This is a genomic window from Dactylosporangium sp. CA-152071 (assembly GCF_050936335.1).
Lineage (GTDB): Bacteria > Actinomycetota > Actinomycetes > Mycobacteriales > Micromonosporaceae > Dactylosporangium > Dactylosporangium maewongense.
Genome location: NZ_JBNJMZ010000002.1, coordinates 1,584,337 through 1,599,301, shown reverse-complemented (window position 1 = coordinate 1,599,301; position 14,965 = coordinate 1,584,337). Strand labels below are relative to the sequence as shown.

Below are 14,965 nucleotides of genomic sequence, written 5' to 3'. Positions count from 1 at the left end.
ATGACGATCACGGACCCGCTCGACGAGGCGGTCGCACTGCACGACCGGGCACTGTCCGCGATGGCCCTGCACCGGTTCCCGGAGACGGTGCAGCTGTGCCGGGCCGCGCTCGCCGCGTTCGAGGCGCACTGCGGTCCCGGGCATCCCGACGTCGCCAACGTACTGACGCTGCTGGCGACCGCCGAGGACGAGCTGGGCCGGCACACCGCCGCCGAGGAACACCACCGCCGGGCCGTCGGGGTCATGGAGGCGCTGCCGCGCGGCGACGGCGACCTGCTGCGGCTGCTCGTCGCGGCCCGGGTCGGGCTGGCCGGCACGTTGCGGCGCCAGGCGCGGTACGTCGAGGCCGAGCCGCTGCTGCTCGGCGCGCTGCACGCGGCGCAGGCGTCGCAAGCCTACGACGACGTCGCGCTCGCCTCCATCCACAACGAACTCGGCGTGCTCTACAAGTTCGCCGGGTGCCTCGCGGACGCCGAGCGGCATTACCAGGAGGTGGAGGCGGCCCTCACGGCCCGGCACGGTGCGGACCATCCGGCGCTCGCCGGCCTGTGCCACAACCTGGCCGGGCTGGAACACAGCCGGGGGCGGCCCGCGGAGGCCGAGTCGCACGCGCGCCGCTCGCTGCGGCTGCACCGTCGCGCGTACCCGGCGGATCACCCCGCCGTGGTCGCCGACGCCGCGCACCTCGGCGTGATCCTGCACGCCGCGGGCAAACCGGCCGAGGCCGAGCCGCTGCTGCGGGACGCGGTCGGATACTTCACCGACCGGTACGGCCCCGAGCACTACGACGTCGTCGTCAACCAGCACAACCTCGCGGCCGTCCTCGCCGCGCAGGGGCGGGTCGACGAGGCCGGCACGCTCTACCGGCAGGCCCTCACCGGCAAACGCGCGACGCTGGGCCCGGACCATCCGGAGCTCGCGTTCACGCTCAACAACCTCGCGGTCCTCGTCGCCGACGCGGGGGACCTGCGGCACGCGACCGAACTGGCCACCGAGGCGCTGCGGATCCTCACCGCGGCGGTCGACGCCGAACATCCCGCCCGCCGCGCCGCCGAGACCAACCTCGCGTCGTTGCGACCTGCCGGGCAGGGCTGAGCATGCGAACGCGCAGGCTCCTGGCGCCCGAGGTGGTCCAGACCTCCACGATGGACTGCGGCCCGGCGACGCTGACCAGCCTGCTCGCCGGGTTCGGCATCCGGGCCGGCTATGCCCGCCTGCGCGACGCCTGCCAGACCGACGTCGACGGCACCTCGATCGACGCGCTGGAGGACGCGGCCGCGCAGCTCGGCCTGCAGGTCCAGCAGGTGATGCTGCCGGCCGACCATCTCGAGCTCGACGCCGCGGGCGCGCTGCCGGCGATCGTCGTCAGCCGCAACCCCGACGGTCTCACGCACTTCGTGGTCGTCTGGCGGCGGCACGGCGGGCTGCTGCAGATCATGGACCCGGCGGTCGGCCGCCGCTGGGTGCCCGCCGCGGCGTTCCGGCGCGACGAGCTGTACCTGCACGAGTTCGGCGTCCCGGCCGACGCGTTCGAGCGCTGGATCCGATCGGCCGCGTTCGGCGACCCGTTGCGGGCGCTGCTGTCGCGCGTACGCGTGCCCGGGACCGTCCTGGACGACTATGCGGCCCGGGACGGCTGGCAGCCGCTCGCCGCGCTGGACGCGGCCACCCGCCAGGCCGCGGCCACCGGGCTGCGCGGTGAGGCGGCGGTGCGGGCGCTCGCCGACGATCCGGCGTCGATCGCCGACGAGCACTGGTTCGCCCGCCCGGAGCCATCGCCGGAGCTGGAGCCGGACGCGGAGCCGGACGGGACGGGCACGGTCACGATCCGCGGCGCGGTCCTTGTCGCCGTGCGCGGCCGGGCCGGCGGCCCTCCAGACCCGGCCGCGCTTCCGCCGGACCTGCGTGCCGCGCTCGCCGGGCCGGACCCCGCGCCGTCGCGCTTCCTGTGGGAGCGGCTGCGCGGCCTCGGTCGTCTCCGGCTCGTCGCGGTCGCCGCCGGTGCCGTCCTCGCGGCGGCCGGCGTCCTCGCCGAGGTGGTGCTCGTGCGCGCGCTGCTCTCCGCGGACCCGGGCCGGGTCGTGCCGGCGCTCGTCGCGCTCGCGGTGGCGCTGCTCGCGCTGGACGGCGTCGTGGCCGGCCAGGTCGCCGCCGCCGGCCGTCGCCTCGAACAGGGCCTGCGGACCGCGCTCGCCGGCCGCCTGCCGCGCCTGCCCGACCGGTACATCCGCAGCCGCCCCCTGTCCGACCTGGCCGAGCGGGCACACCGGCTGCACCGCCTGCGGGAGCTGCCGGCGCTCGTCGTCGACGCCGCCCGCACGGGCACCCTGCTGCTCCTGCTCCCGGTCGTCATCGGGCTCGTCGACCCGCGCAGCGCCCTGCCGGCCGCGTGCGCGGCGGTGCTCGGCACGCTCGCCGGCTGGCTGTTCCTGCCCGTGCAGGCGGAGCGCGACCTGCGGATGCGCAGCCACGTCGGGGCGATCGCCCGCTGCTACCTCGACGCGCTCACCGGCCTGACCGCGATCCGCGCGCACCGGGCCGAAACGGTGGTGCAGGGCATGCACGAGCGGATGCTCGGCCCGTGGGCCGCGGCCGTCCGCGCCGTGCACCGCACCGCCGCCGCTGCGGACCTGGTCCAGGGCGCGATCGGGCTGGGCTGTGTCGCGTGGCTGCTGGCCGGGGCGAGCAGCCGGGTCACCGACCCCGCCGCGCTGCTGCTCCTGGTGTACTGGGCAGCGGCGATCCCGGCCCTGGGCCAGCAGCTGGCGGTGCTGGCCCGACGGTTTCCCGGACTGCGCAGCGTCACCCTGCGCCTCGTCGAGCCCTTCGCGACGCCGGCCATCACCGAGCCGCCGGCTACCATCGAGCCGCCGGCCGCCGCGGACCGTCCGCATCCCGGGGGTACACGGCTCCGGCTCCGCGATGTCGAGGTGGTCGCCGGCGGGCGGCCGATCCTGAGCGTGACGGACCTCGACGTGCCCGCGGGCGCGCAGGTCGCCGTCGTCGGCCGGTCCGGCTCGGGCAAGTCAACGCTCGCCGGGCTGCTGCTCGGCTGGCATACCGCCGCGGCCGGGGTCGTGGAGGTCGACGGCATCGCGCTCGACGCGGCCGCGCTGCGCCGGGTGACCGCATGGGTCGAGCCGGGCGTGACGCTGTGGAACGCCTCCCTCGCCGACAACCTCCGCTACGGCGGCGACCCGGTGGCGCCACTGTCCGGCGCAATCATCGACGCCGACCTCGGGCCGGTCGTCGACGCGCTCGACACAGGGCCCGGCACAGGACGTGGTCCGGAGCTCGCTCCGGGGCCCGGCTCGGGACTCTTCAGAGTGCTCGGCGAGCGCGGCGGGCTGCTGTCCGGCGGCGAGGCGCAGCGGGTCCGGCTCGGTCGCGCCCGCAACCAGCCGGACCGGCGGCTGGTCCTGCTCGACGAGCCGTTCCGCGGGCTGAGCCGGGACCGGCGCCGGCAGCTGCTGGCCCGGGCCCGCGGCTGGTGGCCGGGCGCGACCCTGCTGTTCATCACCCATGACGTCGCCGACACGCTGACCTTCCCGCGGGTCCTGGTGGTCGACGGTGGACGGATCGCCGAGGACGGCATCCCCTCGGCGCTCGCAGCCGATCCGGCGTCCCGGTTCCGCGCGTTGCTCGACGCGGAGAGCACCGTCGACGCGCGGTTCGCGGACCCGTCGTGGCGGCGCGTGCGGGTCGCCGGCGGCACCGTGGCGGTGGAGGTGGACGCGTGATCCGGGTGCTCGCGGTCGCGTTCGCGGGCTGCCACGCCGCGCAGTACGGACTGTTCCTCGGCTCCTGGCTGGTGCTCGGCGGCGCCGCGCTGGACGGCGACGTCACCGGCCGTAGCATCGCGCTCTGGGCCGCCGCGCTCGCCGGGAGCCTGCTCTGCCGGGCGGCGGCGGTCCGGCTGCAGGGCGAGCTGGCGACGGTGATCGGCCGCCGGCTGCGCGGCCGGCTGCTGCGAGGCGCGCTGGCGCTCGACGAGTCCCACGTACGGCGTGAGGGCACCGGCCACCTCCTCGGCCGGGTCCTGGAGGCGGAGAGCCTGGAGGACCTCGCGGTCGGCGGCGCGCTGGCCGGGCTGGCCGGCGGGCTGGAGCTGGTGCTCGCCGGTGTGCTGCTCACCGCCGCGCTCGGGCCGGTCGTGGGTCTGCTGCTGGCCGCCTGGCTGGTGGTCGCCGCGGTGCTGCTGCGCCGGTACGAGCAGCGCCGCCGCCGGTGGAGCGCGGTCCGGCTGGCGCTGGGCAACACGCTCGCCGAGCAGGTCGCCGGGCACCGGACGCGGGCTGTGCAGCAGCCCGACGACCCGCCCGGCGACGGCACCCACGACCTGCACGACACACTGGCCCGCCGGATGGACCGCAGCTGGACGGCGCTCACCGCGTTGGTGCCGCGCGGCTGGGCGCTGACCGGCGTCATGCTGCTCGCGGCGCAGGCCTCACAGGGCGCGGACCGGGTGAGCGTGGCCGCCGCGGCCGGCGGCGTGCTGTTCACCTTCGGCGCGCTGGGCCGGCTGGTGGGCGGCCTGGCCGGGGTCGCCGACGCCAGATGCGCCTGGGACGCGCTGCGTCCGCTGCTGCCCAGCGGCTCCACAGAGGACGGTCCACTGTGTCCGGACGGGACGGACGGTGTCCCGCTGCTGGAGGCCGAGGACGTCGGCTACACCTATCCCGGGCGTGAGCGGCCGGTCCTGCAACAGGTCACGCTGCGGGTCGACGCCGGCGATCGGATCCTGCTGGAAGGCGCGTCCGGCAGCGGCAAGTCGACCCTCGCCGGATTGCTCGGCGGGCAGCGCGCCCCGTCCAGCGGCATCCTGCGCCTGCACGGCGCGACGCCGGCAGAGGTCGGCGCCGCCGGGTGGCGCCGCCGGGTGCTGACCGTCCCGCAGCCGGACCACAACCACCTGATGCTCGGCCCGCTCGCGCTCAATCTGTTCATCGGGCGCGGCTGGCCGGCCACGCCCGGCGACCTCGCCGACGCCGACGCGGTCTGCCGCGCACTCGGCCTCGGCGACCTGCTCGACCGGATGCCGTCCGGGCTCGCGCAGATCGTCGGTGAGACCGGCTGGCAGCTGTCTCACGGCGAACGGTCGCTGGTGTTCCTGGCCCGGGCGCTCCTGCAGGAGCCGGAGGTGCTGGTGCTCGACGAGACGTTCGGCGCGCTCGACCCGCACACCTTGGAGCGGGCGCTCGCGGTCGCCCGGGAACGCGCGAGGACGCTGCTGGTCATCCGTCAGTGAGCGGTGGTCAGCAGTTGAGGTCGAGGTCGAGGACGGCGACGTCGGTGGGGCCGACGAAGATGACGGTGCCCAGGAAGTCGTCGTCCTCGGTGTCGTCGGGGCGGCCGGTGATCGGCAGGTAGCCGGTGTACAGGACGTCCGGCGGGGTGCCTTGGCCGGCGGTGCGGGTCAGGAGAAGGTCGAGCAGGTCGCGGTACAGGTGCCGGGTGAGGTGGTTCTGCGGGACGTGCGGCCACTCCTCGACGCCGTCCCAGTCGTCGTCGAACAGGTCGCGCAATGAGCTGCGCACGATCGTGTACACGCCGAGGTCGAGCTCCTCGACGGTGACCGGGTGCAGGTGCGGCGGCTCGTCGGGTGGCTCCTCGCGGGTGCGGGTCCACCAGGAGGTGGCGTCGGCGACGGGGTCGGCGGTGTCGCGCGGGCCGATCCACACCCGGAACGTCACGGGGTTGTTGTTGTTCACCCACAGTTCGGCGCTCAGCAGCGTCAGCAGGCACGCGAGCCGGGTGCGCAGCGGACCGTCGGCGCCGTCGGCGGCGAGCACCGGCGGCGGCTCGGTCGTGGCCGCGGGGGACACGGTCAGGCGCAGCGTCCGGCCGTGCGACGGGTCGCGGTGCAGCAGGTGCAGGTCGTCGTCGCCGGTCGAGACGCGCAGCAGGTCGGTGTACGGCCCGGTCAGCCGCCCGGCGAGGTACTCCAGCAGCACGGCGGCCCGGTGGTCGGTCGCGGGGATCCAGGCGGCCAGCAGCGCGGCGACGTCGGCGGCCACGTCGGCCTCGGGCCGGGCGGAGTCGAACGGGCGGCCGGGGGCCGGCTGGACCAGGCTGATCAGGACCTCGGCCGCGACGAGCCCGGTGGGGAAGCCGCCGATGGCCGCGATCGACTCCAGCGCCGGCGGCTGCGGCCACTGCTCGGCGTCCCGGCTGGGCGCGGTGCCGGTGACGCACTCGCCGCGCCAGCCCGGCGTCGCCTCGCCGGTCCACGCGGCCAGCAGCCACACGGCGGCGATCGCCGACCACTGCGCCGACGTCGGCCACGGAGCGCCGTCCAGCGGCGGGGGCAGCGGTTGCCGGTGCCAGCTGTCCGTGTAGCTCCCCGTCTGCCTGCCAGCTTCGGTCACACCGGCAGTCTAATGGCCACCAGGATCGTCAACGCCGAGTTGACGCAAACCGAATCGTCAACCTATGGTTGACGCATGACGACACCTGAACCCGCCACCAGCCAGATCCGGCTCGACGACCTGATCGAGGCCATCAAGAAGACGCACCCCGAGGCCCTCGACCAGCTCAGCAGCGCGGTGCTGGCCGCCGACCACCTCGGCGACGTGGCGGACCACCTGATCGGGCACTTCGTGGACCAGGCCCGCCGCTCCGGCGCCTCCTGGACGGACATCGGCCGCAGCATGGGCGTCACCAAGCAGGCGGCCCAGAAGCGGTTCGTCGCCAAGGGCGAGGCGCCCGACCTCGACGCCAGCCAGGGCTTCAGCCGCTTCACGGACCGGGCCCGGAAGGTCGTCGTCGCGTCGCAGGAGGAGGCCCGTGCCAGAGGCAACGACCACATCAGCGTGGGGCACCTGCTGCTCGGCCTGGTCGCCGACCCGACCGCGCTCGGCGCCCAGACGATCGTCGCCCAGGGCGTGTCGCTGGACGCCGTCCGGGAGACCGCCGTCGCGACCCTGCCGCCGGCCGCCGACGCCGTGCCGGCGCTCATCCCGTTCGACGCGCACGCCAAGAAGGGCCTGGAGCTGACCTTCCGGGAGGCCCTGCGGATGAACCACAACCACGTGGGCACCGAGCACATCCTGCTCGCGCTGCTCGAGCTCGAGGACGGCACGGGCGTCCTCGCCGGCCTCGGCGTCGACAAGGCCGCGGCGGAAGCGTCCATCGCGGCCGCGTAGGACCGTCGGTCCATCGCGGCCGCACGGGACGGGTCAGGCCTCGATGAACTGGTAGTCGGCGGCGATCCGGCCGTCGGGGGAGAGGACGAGGATCTCCAGGCCGACGCCGGCGGGGGCGCCCCCGCCGGCGGGCACCATCTCCCAGTGGAACTTGACCACGTCGTGGAGGCGGTCGGCGTCGCCCCGGGCGCGGAAGACGTAGCCACCGGGCGCGACGAACTCCTCGTACGCGCGAGACACCCGCGACTCGAGCGCGTCATGGCCGCGGGCTTCCAGCGCGAGCCGGCCGAAGCCGAGACCGGCGGCCGCCTGGCGCATCTCCAGCGGCGCCTGCAGGACGTGCACGGCGTCGCCGGTCCACAGGTCACGCACGGCGGCGCGGCGGCGGGCCGGGTCGGGCTCGCCCCACACGGCGACGTAACGGTCGATGAGCTGCTGCAGATCGTGATCGGACATGCGCCGAACTGTGCTGCGTCCACCGCCTACCGGCAATTCCCCGCAGGGAATCGTCAGGCGGCCGGCGAACCGGTAGACAGAAGGCATGATCGCCGAAGCGTTGCGGACGTGGCGGACCCGGCGGCGGGTCAGCCAGCTGGAGCTGGCGGCACGGGCCGGGACCACCCAGCGGCACGTCAGCTTCATCGAGAGCGGGCGGTCGGCACCCGGACGCTCGATGATCATCCGGCTGGCGGAGTCCCTGGAGGTGCCGATCCGGGAGCGCAACGAGCTGCTGCTCGCCGCGGGGTTCGCGCCCGCGTACCCGCACGGCGACCTCGACGGGCCCGAGCTCAGGACGGTCCGGGCGGCGCTCGAACGGGTGCTGCACGGGCACCTGCCGTACCCGGCGGTCGTCGTGGACCGGCACGGCGACCTCGTCGCCGCCAACGCCGGATTCGACGCGATCACCCGCGGCGTCACCCCGTCGCTGCGGGCGGCGCCGGTGTCAGTACCGCGGATCCTCCTGCACCCGGAAGGGCTCGCGCCGCGGATCGTGAACCTGGCCCAGTGGGCGTGGCACGTCATCGACCGGGTCCGGGCGGAGAGCGAACGCAACCCGAGCGACCGGCTCGCCCGCCTCGCCGGAGAGCTCGCCGGTTACGCGCCGCCACGGCAGGTGCCGCAGGACCACCTCGGGTTCGCGGTGCCGCTACGGCTGCGAGCAGCCGGTCACGAGCTGCGGCTCGTCACCACCCTCACCCACTTCGGCACCGCGACCGACGTGACCGTGGCGGAGCTGCGGCTGGAAGCGTTCCTGCCGGCCGACGACGCGACCGCCGCCGCACTCAACGACCTGGTGGACGCGAGATAGGGCAGCCGTCAGGGGCGCCAGCCCGGCAGCCGCCGCGCGGACTGGGCCGGCCCGTGATCCTCGGGACCGGTCACCCCGGCCGCCGCTCTGGCGGGGAGGGCGCGGACGAATGCGATCGTCATGACGAAGACGACCAGGCTGATGCCCAGCATGCTGGCGCCCCCGCCGAGCACGGTGGACATGTCGGGGCGCGGCCGGTCGGCCCGCTGCACGTTTGAGCACGGCTGCCAGCGCGAGTAGTGCACCTCGGTGGCATCGCCGACCTCGACCCGCCGGTCGTCCGGAAACAGCCGGGCGGTCGTCTCACAACGGGTGCCGTCGGGCAGCACGAAGACCGACGTGTACTGCCACTGCAGTTGATCGGTGGTCGACCATGCGGCGTCGTCGATCGCGGCGAACTCACTCGGGAGGGTCGGGTACCGGTCGACCCGCTGGACGGTCGCGATGGCCTCTCCGCCGTGAGTGTCCTCCCACGTCAGCCACAGGCCCAGCCCGATCAGGACGGTCGCGAACGTGATCCAGACACCGAAGAACCAGAGCACACCGCGCAACGACCGTGGACCGCGATAGAACCACATGCCGCCTCCCCCGCAGAGCATCACCCCAGATATATAGATTAGTTGCGTCAGGCGAGTTGGTCGAGGTAGGTGAGCACGGCCATGACGCGGCGGTTGTCGTCGCCGGACGGGGGGAGGCCGAGCTTGCTGAAGATGTTGTTGATGTGCTTGCTGACGGCCTTCTCCGTCACGAACAGCCGGCCGGCGATCGCCGCGTTGGAGCGGCCCTCCGCCATCAGGGCGAGGACCTCGCGTTCGCGGGCGGTGAGCGTGTCGGCGATCCGGTCGGCGGGGCGGCGGGCCAGCAGCAGCGCGATCACCTCCGGGTCCATGACGGTGCCGCCCTCCGCGACGCGGCGGACCCCGTCGATGAACTGGCCCACGTTGGAGACCCGGTCCTTCAGCAGGTAGCCGACGCCGCCGGCGCCCGAGGCGAGCAGCTCCCGCGCGTACAGCTGCTCGACGTGCTGGGAGAGCACGAGGATCGGCATCCCGGGGACCTCGGCGCGGGCCGCGATCGAGGCCTGCAGCCCTTCGTCGGTGAAGGTGGGCGGCAGCCGCACGTCGACGACCGCCACGTCGGGCCGGTGCTCCAGCAGCGCGGGCAGCAGCGACGGGCCGTTGTCGACGGCCGCGACGACCTCGAAGTCGAACGCCTGCAGGATGTGGATCAAGCCGTCCCGGAGGAGGGCGAGGTCCTCGGCGATGACAACGCGCACGGCAGCTCCATCGTCACGGTGGTGGGTCCGCCGGGCGGACTGGCCACGGACATGGTGCCATCAAACGCGGCGAGGCGTCGCTCGATCCCCCTCAGCCCGCTGCCGGCGGCAGGGTCGGCGCCACCCCGGCCGTCGTCGCTGACCTCGATGATGATGCGGTCGCGCCGGTACGACAGGCGGATCCGCGCGCCGGACGCGCCGCTGTGCTTCGCGATGTTCGTCAGGGCCTCGGCGACCGCGAAGTAAGCCGCCGACTCCACCGGCGGCGGTGGGCGGCCCGGCAGGTCGACGTCGGCGTCGACGGGCAGCGGCGCGCTGATCGCGAGCGCGCGGACGGCGCCGTCGAGGCCGCGCTCGGCGAGGACCGGCGGGTGGATGCCGCGGACCAGGTCGCGCAGCTCCGCCAGGGCGAGGCCACTGTGCTCGCGGGCCTGCGCCATGAGCCGCATCGCCGCCTCCGGGTCACGGGCCATCAGCTCCTCGGCGAGGCCGAGCTTCATGCTGACCGCGACGAGCCGCGCCTGCGCGCCGTCGTGCAGGTCCCGCTCGATCCGCCGCAGCTCGGTGGCCTGCGCGTCGACGGTGTCGGTGCGGGTCTGGGTGAGCCGGTCGACCCGCTGGGCGAGCGCGGCGGCCCGCGTCGGCGCCAGGAACCACTGGGTGAACTGCGCGTACCAGCGCAGCGTGTACGGGGTGAGCGTCAGCCCGGCGGCCAGGATACCGACCCCCTGCGGCCAGCTCGCCAGCGCCTTCGCGAGGTTGTCCATGGGCCAGAAGACGCCGTAGCCGTACCAGTCCATCACGAAGTACAGCAGCACCGGCACGCCGAGCACGCCCTCGACGCCGCTGGCGATCAGGGCCGGCGGGGTGATCAGCAGCAGCCCCACCACCTGCACGGACAACACCAGCCACAGCAGGTCCCGCCAGGTCGCGGGGTCCGTCATCACCCAGCGGTACAGGCGCCACAGGCCGGCGTCGGCGGGGCGCTGCCGGTACGGACGCGGAATCACGACACCGGTCCACTCCGTCAGCAGCCGGCGGTGCAGGTCGGTGACGGCGCGGACGCCGACCGCGACGAGCGGCACGAGGAAGATGCCGACGCCGGCGACCGTGAGCACGACCGACACGACGAAGAGCACGAGCAGGGCGATGTTCGTGGACAGCGTGCCGATCGCCAGCAGGATGCTGCGCAATCCCGCCAGCAGTCCGCGTTTGACGCGTTCGGATGCAGGCACGGTCCCATTCTCGCCCACGCGCCCGGCGGTGGCGGTGGTGCTATCACCACCACGGTTCGGGACGTGCCACTCCTGCCCGCGCGGCGCGCGGTGCGTTGGATCGAAGGCATCGCCACTCCAGGGAGGAACCCGCGATGTCCACGCTGTCCAGGCTGCCGTCCGGCCGCCGTACGAAACTGCTCATGCTGGCCCTCTGGGTCGTCATCGCGTCGGTGCTGGGCCCGCTCGCGCTGAAGCTCACCGACGTGCAGGACAACGACTCGCTCGGCTCGCTGCCCGCGTCCGCGGAGGCCAGCCGCGCCGCCGCCCTCGCCGAGGCCGCGTTCCCCGAGCCGGACACGCTGGTCGCCGTCGCCGTGTACGTCCGTGAGTCCGGGCTCACCGACGCCGACCGGGCGAAGGTCGCCGGGGACCGGGCCGCGTTCGCCGCGCACGCCGCCGGTGGGACGGTGCCGGAGCCGGTGCCCGCCGCGGACGGCAAGGCGCTGCTGCTGTCGTTCGCGCTCGCCGGCACCGACGAGGAGCAGACGGCCGCGGTCGGCCCGGTGAAGGAACGCCTCGCCGCGCAGCGCCCGGACGGGTTGCAGGTCGCGTTGACCGGATCCGCCGGCGCGGAGGACGACTTCGCCGACGCGTTCGAAGGGCTCGACATCACCCTGCTGCTCGCCACCGTCGGTGCGGTCGCGTTGCTGCTCCTGCTCACGTACCGCAGCCCGGTGCTGTGGCTGATCCCGCTGCTGACCGCGGCGGTCGCCAGCCAGGTCGCGGGCGGCGTCGTCTACCTGCTCGCCAAGCACGCCGGGCTCGCCGTCGACCTGCAGAGCCAGAACATCATGACGATCCTCGCCATCGGCGTCGGCGTCGACTACGCGCTGCTCATCATCGCCCGGTATCGCGAGGAACTCCGCCGGCACGAGAACCGGCACGAGGCGATGGCGATCGCGTTGCGCCGCTCCTTCCCGGCGATCTGCGCGTCGGCGGCGACGGTGGCGATCGGCCTGCTGTGCCTGCTCGCCGCCGACCAGCCCGCCACGCACGGCCTCGGACCGGTGGGTGCTGTCGCGGTTGTCGCGACCCTGTGCGCGATGACGACCCTGCTGCCGGCGGTGCTGGTGCTGTTCGGCCGGTGGGTGTTCTGGCCGTTCGTCCCGCGGTACACGCCGGGGATCGCGAACCAGGACGTCGCCGCCGACCATGGCGTCTGGGCGCGGATCGCCCGGGTCGTCGGCGCCCGCCCCCGCACGGTCTGGCTCGCGACCGCGGCGGTGCTGGCCGCGCTGACGTTCGGCGTCACGAACCTGAGCATCGGCCTGCCCGGCGCGGAGATCTTCACCAAGGAGGTCGGCTCGATCACCGGGCAGCGGCTCATCGAACGGCACTACCCCGGCGGCACCCTCGCACCCGCCGTCGTCCTCGCCACGGCCGCTTCCGAAGCGCCCGTGCTGGAGGCGGCCCGCGCCGTCGACGGCGTCGCGACCGTCGGCGCACCGACGCGCTCCGCCGACGGGCGCTGGGTGCGCATCGAGGCGACGTTCACCGCCGAACCGACCAGCGACGTTGCGTTGGCGTCCTTGGAACGGCTGCGGGCCGCCGTGCGGGGCGTGCCGTCGTCGGAGGCGATCGTCGGCGGCGACACCGCGTACGAGGCCGACGGCGACGCCGTCACCAGCCGCGACAACCTCGTCGTCATCCCGCTCGTCCTCGCCGTCATCCTGCTGGTCCTGATGTTCCTGCTCCGCGCCGTCGTGGCACCGCTGGTGCTGCTGGCGAGCGTCGTGCTGTCCTACGCGGCGGCGCTCGGCGCGGCGGGCTTCATCCTCGACGCGATGGGCCACCCGCGGCTGTGGAGCGCGGTGCCCCTGCAGACGTTCCTGTTCATCGTGGCCCTCGGCGTCGACTACACCATCTTCCTGATGACCCGGGCCCGCGAGGAGACCGCCCAGCTCGGCCACCGCGCGGGCGTCCTGCACGCCCTGACGGTCACCGGCGGCGTCATCACCAGCGCCGGCGTGGTCCTCGCCGCCACGTTCGCGGCCCTGACCATCCTGCCGATGGTGCCCTCGGCCCAGATCGGCGTCATCGTCACCGCCGGCGTCCTCATCGACACGCTGCTGGTGCGCAGCCTGCTCGTGCCCGCCCTGACCCTCCACATCGGACGCTCCGCCTGGTGGCCCGGCCGCCTGTCCCGCACCGGCTCCCACCCTCCGGCCCACGCCGACCAGCCGGCCGTGCCGGTGCACTGACCGCTCCTCGCCCCTCCCGCCCGGGCGGCCCCGCAGGCCGTCCGGGCGGTTACCCAGATCGGGTCACGAACGCGGCCGGCAGGAGCGACAATGGAGCGGTGCCTGCTTCGTGGACGGCGGCCCGGATCGCGAGCCAGCTGCACAAGACCGTCCTGGCGCCATCGGGCTTTGTCCGAGCCGGCCAGCGGTGTGAACGGTTGGACGGCGGCCTGCGCCGCACGCTCAGCGTCCACACCCAAACAACCGGTTCACACCCGCGGATTCAGCTGCTGGTCGCGGTGGCGTTGACAGGGCTGCCTGATCCGGTCACTGCCCATCGCCATGACAGCTTGAGCGGTACCGCCGAAACGACCGCCGGCAGAGACTGGTATCCACTTCCGGCAGGTGACCAGCCGCTTCCGCCGGACCTACTCACCGATGTGTCGGGTCCACTGTCGGAGTTCCTGCTGGCGGCGAAGGACGTCGACGAGTTCGTCCTCTGGGCCCAGGACATCCGCGCCGGACACGAACACCCTGGATGGTGGGGGCGGTTCCGGCCGGTGCTGCCACAAGGCACCGGACCGCTGGAGGCGGCGGCGTTCGCGGCGGCCGCCAAACGCGACACTCGGCTGGTGGAGTTCCTCACGGCACGCGTCGAGAACGAGCAAGCCGACGAACACCGCTTCGACGACTTCCTGGCGGAACTGAGGCAGCTTCATCCAGGCGTCCGGCCGCGATATCCGATCGTTCGACCAGCGGCTTGATCGGGGAGACTGTCACGGTGCTGAATGACCTCGACCAGATCGAAGCGGCGTGCGTCGGTACGGCGCTGGCCGGGCTACCGGTCGGGCACGGCCCGTCGGGCACCGTCATCGTCGCCGACATCGACCCGGACCGGCTGCACGAGGCGTGGCAGGCGGCCGAGGCGCTGGTGCCGGTCACCGGACGCCGGCCGGTCCTGGTCACTGACGACTTCGACGATTCGATGCGCATGCTGCCCGAAAGCGTGCCGGGCCCGTCGGAGCCGGAGCTGCGCGCGTTCGCCGAGGCGGCCCGGGCGTCCGAGCCCTGGCTGGCGTACCGCCACTACGGCGAGGACGACGAGGTCGTTGAGGGCGAGCTCGAGGACTACGCGCGATGCATCGCCGGCGCCGACCTGACGGGCCTGGTGTCGGACGTGGCGCTGCCGGTGCCGCGGCCGGCGCTGGAGCGGGCGCTGTACGACGGGGTGCTCGCCGACGCCGACCTGCACGCCCGGGTGCTGGACAGCGTGCGGTTCGTGACGCAGACCGGCTACTGGTACACGCCCGACAGCGTCCTGCTCATGCTGCTGCCCACCGGCGACGTCCGCAGCTCGGCGTACTGGGTCGACTTCTACGGGGCGGAGACCCGGGAGTACCAGTACAAGCTGGCCGAGGTCCTCGCGCAGTGGCAGGACCGGTGGGACGCCCGGCTGGTCGCGTCGTGGGGCACCATGCTGCAGTTCCAGGTGGGTCGCCGCCCGGCCGCGGGTGACGAGGCATGGACCGCGGCCGGTCAGCTCAAGGGGCTCGCCGGCAACCTCGACCTGAGCCGGTGGGAGGTCGCCGTCGCCCTGACCGCCGGCGACGCGTGGTTCGTGCACAACCGACCCTGACGCGTTCGCCGGCGGGGGAGTCACGATTCGCCGTCGGGTTGCATCCAGAAGATGTACCAGCTACCGCCGCACATGGTTGGCTGCAAAACCAGTCGACGTTCCAGGCCCGTCGTGTGACGCTGCCCAGATGATCGACGGTCTG

13 protein-coding genes are annotated in these 14,965 nt (G+C 74.0%); 8 read left to right on the top strand and 5 right to left on the bottom strand.

The window, feature by feature from the left end:
* From ACQEVZ_RS47055 to ACQEVZ_RS47045, 3 genes are read left to right on the top strand one after another with little or no spacing between them, the layout of a single operon-like run.
* Window positions 1-1,095 (top strand): tetratricopeptide repeat protein, encoded by a 1,095-nt coding sequence (locus ACQEVZ_RS47055; protein WP_433380680.1) that lies wholly within the window; start codon window positions 1-3, stop codon window positions 1,093-1,095.
* A gap of 2 nt (window positions 1,096-1,097) precedes the next feature.
* A complete protein-coding gene (locus ACQEVZ_RS47050; RefSeq protein WP_433380677.1) occupies window positions 1,098-3,740 on the top strand; it encodes a cysteine peptidase family C39 domain-containing protein in 2,643 nt (880 codons plus the stop codon).
* Window positions 3,737-5,248, top strand: a complete 1,512-nt coding sequence (locus ACQEVZ_RS47045) for an ATP-binding cassette domain-containing protein (protein WP_433380674.1) — start codon at window positions 3,737-3,739, stop codon at window positions 5,246-5,248. Before ACQEVZ_RS47050 ends, ACQEVZ_RS47045 begins: the two co-directional genes overlap by 4 nt.
* Window positions 5,249-5,255: 7 nt before the next feature.
* Here ACQEVZ_RS47045 and ACQEVZ_RS47040 read toward each other — a convergent pair whose 3' ends face one another.
* Window positions 5,256-6,368, bottom strand: coding sequence for a hypothetical protein (locus ACQEVZ_RS47040; RefSeq protein WP_433380671.1), 1,113 nt, complete (start codon window positions 6,366-6,368; stop codon window positions 5,256-5,258).
* 75 nt (window positions 6,369-6,443) lie between these two features.
* Here ACQEVZ_RS47040 and ACQEVZ_RS47035 point away from each other — a divergent pair, with 75 nt between their 5' ends.
* A complete protein-coding gene (locus tag ACQEVZ_RS47035) occupies window positions 6,444-7,145 on the top strand; it encodes a Clp protease N-terminal domain-containing protein (protein ID WP_433380668.1) in 702 nt (233 codons plus the stop codon).
* A 33-nt stretch (window positions 7,146-7,178) separates the two neighbouring features.
* Here ACQEVZ_RS47035 and ACQEVZ_RS47030 read toward each other — a convergent pair whose 3' ends face one another.
* Window positions 7,179-7,601, bottom strand: coding sequence for a hypothetical protein (locus ACQEVZ_RS47030; RefSeq protein ID WP_433380665.1), 423 nt, complete (start codon window positions 7,599-7,601; stop codon window positions 7,179-7,181).
* 85 nt (window positions 7,602-7,686) lie between these two features.
* On the opposite strand from ACQEVZ_RS47030, the gene ACQEVZ_RS47025 reads away from it, so the two are divergent.
* Complete coding sequence (locus ACQEVZ_RS47025; protein WP_433380662.1) at window positions 7,687-8,454, top strand: helix-turn-helix domain-containing protein; 768 nt, start codon at window positions 7,687-7,689, stop codon at window positions 8,452-8,454.
* An 8-nt stretch (window positions 8,455-8,462) separates the two neighbouring features.
* Here the strand turns inward: ACQEVZ_RS47025 and ACQEVZ_RS47020 are convergent, their stop codons facing one another.
* From ACQEVZ_RS47020 to ACQEVZ_RS47010, 3 genes are read right to left on the bottom strand one after another with little or no spacing between them, the layout of a single operon-like run.
* Window positions 8,463-9,032, bottom strand: coding sequence for a hypothetical protein (locus tag ACQEVZ_RS47020; RefSeq protein WP_433380659.1), 570 nt, complete (start codon window positions 9,030-9,032; stop codon window positions 8,463-8,465).
* A 47-nt stretch (window positions 9,033-9,079) separates the two neighbouring features.
* Window positions 9,080-9,730, bottom strand: a complete 651-nt coding sequence (locus ACQEVZ_RS47015; protein ID WP_360571103.1) for a response regulator transcription factor — start codon at window positions 9,728-9,730, stop codon at window positions 9,080-9,082.
* Entirely contained in the window at window positions 9,682-10,965 is a 1,284-nt protein-coding gene (locus ACQEVZ_RS47010; RefSeq protein ID WP_433380656.1) for a sensor histidine kinase, read from the bottom strand. Before ACQEVZ_RS47010 ends, ACQEVZ_RS47015 begins: the two co-directional genes overlap by 49 nt.
* 134 nt (window positions 10,966-11,099) lie before the next feature.
* On the opposite strand from ACQEVZ_RS47010, the gene ACQEVZ_RS47005 reads away from it, so the two are divergent.
* The 3 genes from ACQEVZ_RS47005 to ACQEVZ_RS46995 all read left to right on the top strand — a co-directional run bounded on the left by ACQEVZ_RS47005 (window position 11,100) and on the right by ACQEVZ_RS46995 (window position 14,823).
* Window positions 11,100-13,208: an MMPL family transporter gene (locus ACQEVZ_RS47005; protein ID WP_433380653.1), complete on the top strand. Its 2,109-nt coding sequence runs from the start codon at window positions 11,100-11,102 to the stop codon at window positions 13,206-13,208.
* A 98-nt stretch (window positions 13,209-13,306) separates the two neighbouring features.
* Window positions 13,307-13,951 carry a hypothetical protein gene (locus ACQEVZ_RS47000; protein ID WP_433380650.1) on the top strand — a complete coding sequence of 215 codons (645 nt, stop codon included), beginning with the start codon at window positions 13,307-13,309 and terminating at the stop codon, window positions 13,949-13,951.
* Between the two features lie 17 nt (window positions 13,952-13,968).
* Window positions 13,969-14,823 carry a DUF4253 domain-containing protein gene (locus ACQEVZ_RS46995; protein WP_433380647.1) on the top strand — a complete coding sequence of 285 codons (855 nt, stop codon included), beginning with the start codon at window positions 13,969-13,971 and terminating at the stop codon, window positions 14,821-14,823.
* Window positions 14,824-14,965: the final 142 nt, after the last annotated feature.

What these genes read in the sequence shown, in the direction of transcription:
- ACQEVZ_RS47055 (WP_433380680.1), top strand. Translation starts at nt 1, where the DNA reads ATGACGATCACGGACCCGCTCGACGAGGCGGTCGCACTGCACGACCGG.
- ACQEVZ_RS47050 (WP_433380677.1), top strand. Translation starts at nt 1,098, where the DNA reads ATGCGAACGCGCAGGCTCCTGGCGCCCGAGGTGGTCCAGACCTCCACG.
- ACQEVZ_RS47035 (WP_433380668.1), top strand. Translation starts at nt 6,444, where the DNA reads ATGACGACACCTGAACCCGCCACCAGCCAGATCCGGCTCGACGACCTG.
- ACQEVZ_RS47030 (WP_433380665.1), bottom strand. Translation starts at nt 7,601, where the DNA reads ATGTCCGATCACGATCTGCAGCAGCTCATCGACCGTTACGTCGCCGTG.
- ACQEVZ_RS47025 (WP_433380662.1), top strand. Translation starts at nt 7,687, where the DNA reads ATGATCGCCGAAGCGTTGCGGACGTGGCGGACCCGGCGGCGGGTCAGC.
- ACQEVZ_RS47020 (WP_433380659.1), bottom strand. Translation starts at nt 9,032, where the DNA reads ATGTGGTTCTATCGCGGTCCACGGTCGTTGCGCGGTGTGCTCTGGTTC.
- ACQEVZ_RS47005 (WP_433380653.1), top strand. Translation starts at nt 11,100, where the DNA reads ATGTCCACGCTGTCCAGGCTGCCGTCCGGCCGCCGTACGAAACTGCTC.